The following is a 1,517-nucleotide window of genomic DNA, read 5'->3' as shown; positions in this document are numbered from 1 at the left end:
ACATCATCATAACTTTGCTCTTCAACAGCACTGCCATCTTCTTTGACGATCTTAACTTTGAAGCTTGGAGCACTCCATTGACCTTCCTTATATTCAGCGCCACCACCTAAATAAGTTGCAACAGTCTTATTCGTATCAAAAAGCTGAGAACCATTGACCGCCTCACTCGATGCTTCCGAAAGCGTTCCTGATTTCACACCGGAAAGAGTCCGTGCGGCACCATCAATATTCGAAAGCTTAACTTCTGTACCACTCTTTTCACCCCCGACACTAATAGCATGTGTCTTTTCATCTTGTTTAACAAGACTATCTCCCACAACTTGGTTAATCTCATTCTTAAGCTCTTTGTGAATATTCGTGAATGAATTCCCTACACCAGCAAATGCTTTAGCAACATCATCATAACTTTGCTCTTCAACAGCACTGCCATCTTCTTTGACGATCTTAACTTTGAAGCTTGGAGCACTCCAATGACCTTCTTTATATTCAGCGCCACCACCTAAATAAGTTGCAACAGTCTTATTCGTATCAAAAAGCTGAGAACCATTGACCGCTTCACTTGAGCTTGCAGAAACCTCTCCATTGGAAAGAAACTTAATTTTACTGTTGCCTTTCTCATCACCCTTTCTATGTGTTGCTACAAACGCCTTTTCAGAATCACTCCACAACAACGCATTCTGCTTAATATTTTCAGTAACCTCCGTGTTGTTTTGAGTAAACTCTTTTTGAAGATTCTCAAAAGATGTTCCTACACCAGCAAATGCTTCCGATACAGTATCATACTTCTTCTCTTCAACTTTAGTACCATCCTCATTAACGATCTTAACTTTGAAACTTGGAGCCGTCCAAGCGCCACCTGCATAACTAGCATCACCACCTAAAGACTGCGCAACACTGTTACCTAGAGCATATAGCTGATTTCCTGTTACAGCATCGCTTGAGTCTTTAGTGATATCCCCATTTGCAAGCGACGTTATCTTGCTGTTCGTCTTGCTTTCCTTGTACCCATGCTTGGCTACAAACGCCTCTGCGTCCTTATTCCACAACAGCGCATCGCCTTGGACAGATTCTGTGATATTCGTGACTTTGTCATTAAAGTCTTTAACCACATTCGTGAAAGAATTACCAACACCTGAAAGAGCTTCTGAAACACTATCGTACTCAGCTTCTTCTGATGTGCCATCTTCTTTAAGGTGTGTAACTTTAAATCTAGGCAACAACCATTGATTTTTCTCATACTTAGCATCACCGTTTAAGTACGATGCAAGATCTTTTCCTAAGGAATAAAATTGGGAGCCATTTACTGCATCTGTAGATTCTTTCGTAATATCTCCTGCCGCAAGGAACTTAATCTTGCTATTTGTCTTTGCACCGTCTTTTCCTCCGTGCAAGGCTACAAAGGATTTTTCACCCTCGCTCCATGATAAAGAATCTTGTGCTACTCCTTCTGAGACTTCCTTAATCCGTGCATTCACATTTTTGATATTCTCATCAAGACCAGTAAATGCACTACCAAC

General features: G+C 41.1%; 1 pseudogene. It reads right to left on the bottom strand.

Annotated elements, in window-relative coordinates:
• Window positions 1–1,517 (bottom strand): annotated as a pseudogene (locus tag ACFING_RS01240) (hypothetical protein); the annotation flags it as partial.

It is taken from the genome of Bartonella sp. AP150HLJHH (assembly GCF_042196385.1).
Taxonomy (GTDB): domain Bacteria; phylum Pseudomonadota; class Alphaproteobacteria; order Rhizobiales; family Rhizobiaceae; genus Bartonella.
The sequence above is the reverse complement of the archived record's forward strand: the minus strand, read 5'-3'. Positions and strand labels throughout refer to the sequence as shown.